7 protein-coding genes and 1 pseudogene are annotated in these 6,536 nt (G+C 75.8%); 6 read left to right on the forward strand and 2 right to left on the reverse strand.

The genetic code is table 11. From position 1 onward, the window contains the following. The first annotated feature begins 123 nt into the window (after positions 1-123). The 6 genes from EBN88_RS14380 to EBN88_RS14405 all read left to right on the forward strand — a co-directional run bounded on the left by EBN88_RS14380 (position 124) and on the right by EBN88_RS14405 (position 5,131). Complete coding sequence (locus tag EBN88_RS14380) at positions 124-1,074, forward strand: AurF N-oxygenase family protein (protein WP_122184266.1); 951 nt, start codon at positions 124-126, stop codon at positions 1,072-1,074. A gap of 86 nt (positions 1,075-1,160) precedes the next feature. After that, positions 1,161-1,889: a TetR/AcrR family transcriptional regulator gene (locus tag EBN88_RS14385; protein WP_122184267.1), complete on the forward strand. Its 729-nt coding sequence runs from the start codon at positions 1,161-1,163 to the stop codon at positions 1,887-1,889. A 37-nt stretch (positions 1,890-1,926) separates the two neighbouring features. Further along, the gene (locus tag EBN88_RS14390; protein ID WP_122184268.1) at positions 1,927-2,205 is read left to right on the forward strand and encodes a hypothetical protein; all 279 of its coding nucleotides are present in this window, start codon (positions 1,927-1,929) and stop codon (positions 2,203-2,205) included. 118 nt (positions 2,206-2,323) lie between these two features. Then, positions 2,324-3,403: a C40 family peptidase gene (locus EBN88_RS14395; RefSeq protein WP_122184269.1), complete on the forward strand. Its 1,080-nt coding sequence runs from the start codon at positions 2,324-2,326 to the stop codon at positions 3,401-3,403. Positions 3,404-3,512: 109 nt separating this feature from the next. Next, a complete protein-coding gene (locus EBN88_RS14400) occupies positions 3,513-4,160 on the forward strand; it encodes an RNA polymerase sigma factor (RefSeq protein ID WP_122184270.1) in 648 nt (215 codons plus the stop codon). Further along, a complete protein-coding gene (locus EBN88_RS14405) occupies positions 4,157-5,131 on the forward strand; it encodes a CU044_5270 family protein (RefSeq protein WP_122184271.1) in 975 nt (324 codons plus the stop codon). The genes EBN88_RS14400 and EBN88_RS14405 overlap by 4 nt, the downstream gene beginning before the upstream one ends. 111 nt (positions 5,132-5,242) lie before the next feature. On the opposite strand, the gene EBN88_RS14410 is transcribed toward EBN88_RS14405, so the two are convergent. Further along, positions 5,243-5,761 carry a roadblock/LC7 domain-containing protein gene (locus tag EBN88_RS14410; RefSeq protein ID WP_122184272.1) on the reverse strand — a complete coding sequence of 173 codons (519 nt, stop codon included), beginning with the start codon at positions 5,759-5,761 and terminating at the stop codon, positions 5,243-5,245. Further along, a pseudogene (locus EBN88_RS30555) lies at positions 5,758-6,536 on the reverse strand (hypothetical protein); the annotation flags it as partial. The gene EBN88_RS14410 and the pseudogene EBN88_RS30555, both read right to left, overlap by 4 nt.

The raw sequence follows: 6,536 nt of genomic DNA on the forward strand, positions 1-6,536 counted from the left end.
CGCCCCCGGCGCGCGGGCCCGGGGGCACGCGGCGCCCGCGCCGCGCGCCCAGGGCGCTACCCGCGCGTAACTTCTTCCGCGCGGAGCATTGACGGTCTTGTTGACAGCGAGTCTCATAAGAGCATGGCTCTCTCCGGAAGCGTGGCTGACGATCTGGCCGATGTTCCGACGCCGCACGACGCACTCGGCGCGCTCAAGGACCGTGAGCAGGTGGCCGAACGGTTGCTCGCGGCGTCGGCACGGCACTCCTTCGACCCTGACCGTGAACTCGACTGGGACCAGCCCTGGCAGGACGGCCTCTGGTACTGGCCGCCCGAGCTGGTCTCCCTCTACGACACCCCGCTGTGGTACCGGATGTCCGAGGAGCAGCGGATCGCGCTCTCCCGCCACGAGGCGGCGGCGCTCGCCTCGTTGGGCATCTGGTTCGAGCTGATCCTGATGCAGCTGCTGGTCCGGCACATCTACGACAAGCCGGCGACCAGCGCCCATGTGCGCTACGCCCTCACCGAGATCGCCGACGAGTGCCGGCACTCGATGATGTTCGCACGCGTGATCACACAGGGCGAGACGCCCCACTACCCGCCCGCGCGCGTCCACCACAACATCGCGCGGGTCTTCAAGACGGTCTCCACCACGCCGGGTTCCTTCGTGGCGACCCTGCTCGGCGAGGAGGTGCTGGACTGGATGCAGCGCCTGACCTTCCCCGACGAGCGCGTACAGCCGCTGATCAGGGGCGTCACCCGCATCCACGTGGTGGAGGAGGCGCGCCATGTCCGCTACGCCAGGGAGGAACTGCGCCGGCAGATGATCTCGGCGCCGCGCTGGGAACGGGAGTTGACCCGGCTCGCCAGCGGCGAGTTCGCCCGGATCTTCTCCGTCGCGTTTGTGAACCCGCAGGTGTACACGAACGTCGGCCTCGACCGGCGCGAGGCCATCGCCCAGGCGCGGGAGAGCGCACACCGGCGCGAGGTGATGCGCGAGGGCGCGCGGCGGCTGACGGACTTCCTCGACGACATCGGCGTGCTGCGCGGCGCGGCCCGTCGCATGTGGCGCGGCTCCGGCCTGCTGGCCTGAACGGGGCCGGGGCCGGCCGGCCCGAACCGGTTGCGCGGCGGCGGGCGTTGCCGCGCCGGCCTGGGCGTGCGGCTACGCTGCGGAACATGAGCGGCCACCCCGAACCACGCGCGCCGGCCTACCGCCGTCTGACCGTGGACGAGCGCCGCGCCCAGCTGATCGCCGCCGCGCTGCGCCTCTTCGCGAGGAACACGCCGGAGGACGTGTCGCTGGACGACGTGGCCCGGCTCGCCGAGGTCTCCCGGCCGTTGGTCTACCGCTACTTCCCCGGCGGCAAGCAGCAGTTGTACGAGGCCGCGCTGCAACACGCGGCCGAACGCCTGGCCGCCTGCTTCGAGGTGCCGGCCGAGGGCGCGCTCAGCGAGCGGCTCGGCTACGGCCTGGACCGCTATCTGGCGTTCGTCCGCGAGCACGGCGAGGGCTTCACCGCGCTGCTGCGCGGCGGCAGCGTCGTCGAGACGGCGCGGACCACGGCGATCGTCGACGGCGTGCGGCGCTCGGCGGCGCGCGCGGTGCTGAGCCACATGGCCGTGGCCCGCCCCGGGCCCTGGCTGCGCACCGCCGTGCGCTCCTGGATCAGCACGGTCGAGGCGATGTCGCTGATCTCCCTCGACGAGGGCGAGTTGGGGCTGACCGAGCTGCGGGACTACCTGGTCGACCTGTTCGTGGGGCAGCTGATGGTCACCGCGACGCACGACCGGCAGACGGCGCGGATGCTGCGCGCGGCGGCCGCGCTGGAGCCGCCGGGCGGCCGGGTGGCCGGCCTCCTCGACCGGGCGCTGCGCGCGGTGGCCCCCCAACCGGCCGGCTCCTGAGCCGGGCCCCGCGCGGGACACCTCTTACACTGCACCGGTGCGAGCTGTGGAGACGCCCTTCGTCGGCGGGCCGCTGGACGGCGAGTCCCTGCCGGTGCTGGTGGGAGCCACCGGCCGGCCGCCCAAGGTCTACGAGGTGCCGGTGCCGGACGGGGCGGGCGGCCTGTCCGCCGTGCACGTCTACCACCTGGAGCCGGCCGGCCACACCCGGCGGCTGCGGCTGCCCAAGGGCTGGCGCTATGTCCACGCCCCCGACGCCGTCCCCTCCCGCGCCTACCGCCGACGGCTGAGGAACGACGGCGAAGCCACGGAGTAGCCCCGGACGCGGCGCACGGCGCATGGGCGCGGCGCGCGCCACCCGTTCGCGCCTCCCGGCGTGCGCGGGGCGCGCGGCTGTGCACACCATCGCTCCGTCGATCCCGAGGAGCCGTCTGATGCCCCGACAGAACACCGCCCTGGCAGCGCTTCTGCTCGCCGCGACCGCGCTCACGGCAGGCCCGGCCTCGGCCGCCGACCAGCCGTCAGGACAACCCGCCGACGCCACCGCCCTGTTGACCGAGCTGCGCGAGCTGTACCGGGAGGCCGGCGCCGCCACCGAGGCGTACAACGAGGCGGGGGAACGGCTCGCCGAGCAGCGCGCCGAGCTGGAACGCCTCACCGCGCGCCTCGCCGACACCCGGGGCGCGCTGGCCGGCGCCCGGAGAACCGCCGGACGGCTGGCCGCCGCCGAGTACCGGCACGGCGGGGCGCCCGAACTGCCGCCCGTGCTGCGCCTGCTCCTCACCGACGAGGAACCGGCCCGCGCGCTGCACCACACCACGGTGGCCCGCCGGGCCGCCGCCGGCCACCTGGCCGAGGTCCGCCGGCTGGCTGAGGCCGAACGGACCGCCGACACCCTCGCGAATGAGGCGGAGCAGGCGTGGGAGGAGGAACGCCGGCTGGTCGAGGAGGAACGCGCGCGGCGGGACGACGCCCACGACCGGATGAACGAGGTGGCGGGGCTGCTCGCCGGGCTGACCGAGGAGCAGCTGACCGGGGTGACCGCGCTGGAGGAACGCGAAACCGCCGAGCGGCAGGCGGAGTTCCTCGCCGCGCACGAGCCCGCCGAGGAACCGGACGACGAGCCCCCCGACGAACCGGACGACGAGCCGGACGACGCCGGGGGCGCCCCGGGTGAGCGCGCGGTGCGCTGGGCGCTGGACCAGCGCGGCAAGCCCTACGAGGCGGGCGCCGAGGGCCCGGCCGCGTTCGACCCGGCGGGACTGGCGCTGCGCGCCTGGGAACACGTCGGGGTCACCGTGCCGCGCACCAGCGCCCGCAGCTGGGAGCTGCTGCCCCGGGTCCCGCTGGACCAACTGCGCCCGGGCGACCTGGTGATCTACCACGAGGACGCCAGCCACACCGCGCTCTACGCCGGCGACGGCACGGTCGTCCACCCACCCGCACCCGGCCGCGAGGTCACGGTCACCCCCCTGGCCCACGCCCCCGTCAAGGGCGCGGTCCGCCCGGGCTGACGTCCAGCGCGGCGCCGCCCGCCGCTCCCCGAAGGCCGAGCCGGCGCGGTGGTGACACGGGTCACGGGGCGGGCGGGAACGCGTGGCGGCGGGCGGACAGGGATGGGACATGACGACAGAACTGCGGCCCCGCATTCGGGACGGGGACGAGGACGCCTTCGCCGAGCTGTTCGACGCGTATGCGCGCTCCGTCTACAACCACGCCTTCCGGCTCACCGGGGACTGGGCAGCCGCCGAGGACGCCGTGTCGTTGACGTTCCTCGAAGCCTGGCGGCTGCGCGGCCGGTTGGATGTCGAGGGGGGCTCGCTGCGGCCCTGGCTGCTCGGGATCGCGACCAACGTCGTCCGCAACTCCCGGCGCGCCGCGCGACGGCACGCGGCGGCGCTGTCGCGGCTGCCCCGGCCGGAGGCCGTCCGCGACTTCGCCGACGAGGTGGCGGGGCGGATCGACGACGCCGCTTCGCTGGCGGCCGTGCGCCTCGCGCTGGCCACGCTGCGGCGGCCCGAGCGCGAGGTGTTGGCGCTGTGCGTGTGGTCGGGTCACGACTACGCGACGGCCGCCGAGGCGCTCGGCATCCCCGTCGGCACCGTCCGCTCCCGGCTGTCCCGCGCGCGGCGCAAGCTCGCGGCGACGGCCGAGGCGCGCGGCGCCGCCCGACCGGCGGCCGACGACACGGAACCGTCGCGTCGCCGAGGACAGGTGAGAGGTGGCCGCCGAGCGGCGGCCTGGCCCACAGGACGGAAGGACACCCCATGAAGGACATGCAGTCGCTTTCCGAACGGGACCTCCCGCCGGGCCGTCACCAACAGCTCAAGGAGCATCTGATGCGCGAGATCCACCAGGCCCCCGAACCGGGCGGCTCCAGGTCCAACGGGCGGAGGTGGCTGCTGCCGGCCGTCGGCCTGCCGGCGGTGGCCGGAGCGCTGGCCCTCGTCGTGCTGGTGGGCGGCGCCCCCGGCGCCTCCGACGACCCCGAGCGCGGCACGGAGACCGAGGCCGGCCCCGCGGCGGGCGAAACCCCGGCGACCGCCGTCCAGTTGCTGGACCAGGTCGCCACCCAGGCCGCCGCCGAAGCCCCGGCGGAGATCCGTGACGACCAGTATGTGTACGTCTCCAGCGTGGTCCAGTACCTGGACGAGGCCCTCCAGGAACGCGAGGTCTGGGCGGCCGTGGACGGCACCAGGGACGGGCTGTTGCGCCAGGGCGGCGAGGCGGAGGACATCCCGCTCGAACCCGACCCGGTGCCCGCTCCCGGAAGCGAGGGCATGTCGTCCTGCTACCGCTTCCTGGAGACGCTGCCGACCGACCCCGAGGCCATGCTGGCGTGGCTCTACGCGCAGCAGGAGCCGGGCGACGAGGACCATGACGCGGATCAGGACGCGTTCGTCCTCATCGGTGACCTGGTCGGCGACTCGATGGTGCCGCCGGAGGTGGCGGCCGCCCTCTACGGCGCCGCCGCGCTCATCCCCGGGGTGACGCTGGTGCCCGACGCGGTGGACGCGACGGGCCGCCCGGGGGTCGGGGTCGGCAGGGTCGACGCCTACAACCCGGACCAGAGCGAGGAGTTGGTCTTCGACCAGGAGTCGTTCGAACTGCTCGGGAGGCGTACCGTCGCCGTGCGGGACATCGCCTGGGAGGACGCCGCCCCGATCAGGGCCGGCGAGACGACCTATGCGACGGCCGTCATCGACCGCTCGGTCGTGGACGAGGCCGGCGCCCGCCCCTGAGGCGCCCCTTGTCGGGTCCCCCCCGGGGGGCGGGACCCGACGACGGGTCAACTGCCGCGAGGATGCCACGCGGCACGCCGCCCGCCGCTCCCCGAAGGCCGAGCCGGCGGGCTACCGCGCGGCGGTCGCCTGGCGGAGTTCCGCGCGGAGTTCGGGGGTCAGCAGGTGGCCGGCGCGGCCGACCAGGAGGGCCATCTGGTAGGTGACCACGCTGATGTCGGCGGTCGGCTCGGTGTAGACGCCCAGCAGGGAGCCGTCGGAGATGGCCATCACCAGCAGGTTGCCGGTCTCCATGGCGACCAGTGTCTGTTTCACCTGGCCGCCGTCCATCAGTTCGGCCGCCCCACCGGTGAGGGAGCCGAGGCCGGAGACCACGGTGGCCAGGTCGGCCGCCGCGCCGCTCGGCGTGCCGCCGGGCCAGCGCGGCGTCGGCGGGCCGGTGAGCCCGACCGGCGCGGGGGCGCCGTCGGGCCCCGACTCCGAGGAGAGCAGCGGCAGCCCGTCGGTGGAGACGACGGCGACGGAACGCACGCCCGGCACCTCGTCCACCAACCTGCCCAGCAGCCACCGCAGATCGCGCCCGCCACGGCTGGCGGTTTCCTGCTGCCGCGTTCCGGTCCCGGAGGTCATGACGGCTGTTCCTCTCCATAGCGCCCGGGTCTCTCGCCGGGTCCTTCCCCTGCCCCCTGGCCCGGTCCCTGGTCGGGGCGGGCGACCGGGTGGGCGGGGGCCTCCCCGCCGAACTCCCCGGAGGCCGCGAACTCCCCGGGGGCCCCGAACTCGCCGGAGGCCGCCAGGGTCGCGGCGTCCCGGTGCCCTTCCCTGGCCCCTCGTTGGAATCCGCCGAGCCGGCGGCGCAGTTCCTCCGGGTCGACCGTGCGGTTGCGCCCGGTGTCCGTGGCCCCGCCGCCGGCGGAGGCGACCCGGGTGCGGAGCGGCAGACCGCTGCCGGTCACCACGGGCGCGCTGTCCGGCGCGTGGGCGTGTTCGGGGCCGCGCGAGGCGAGGTCGCGCACCGGCAGCGGCCCGCTCGGCGGGCCACCGGCCCGGTCCGCGTAGCCGCTGCCGGCCGCGTCCCCGTAACCGGCCTGGTGGGCATGGCCCGCCCGCTCCCCGTACGGGCCCGGCTCCCCGTACCCGCCGCCCTGCCCGCCGTAGGCCGCCGGCGCCGGACCGCCGTCCGCCGTCGGGGCCTCGGCCGGAAGCGGCGGGCGTTCGGCGCCGAGGGCGTGGCGGCCGGTGGTCCTGGTGGTGGGTCCTATGCCCGCTCGGGCCTCCGGCACGACGGGCCGCGCCCCGCTGGCCGGCCCGGCCGGGGCCTCGTGGCCGCCGGGGGCAACTCCCGGCGCGGCCACGGGAGTCGCGCCGGTCCTGGCGGCCGGCACCGTCGGGTGCGCGCCGCTGG

The sequence above is a fragment of the Streptomyces triticirhizae genome, from assembly GCF_003696235.1.
GTDB classification, from domain to species: domain Bacteria; phylum Actinomycetota; class Actinomycetes; order Streptomycetales; family Streptomycetaceae; genus Streptomyces; species Streptomyces triticirhizae.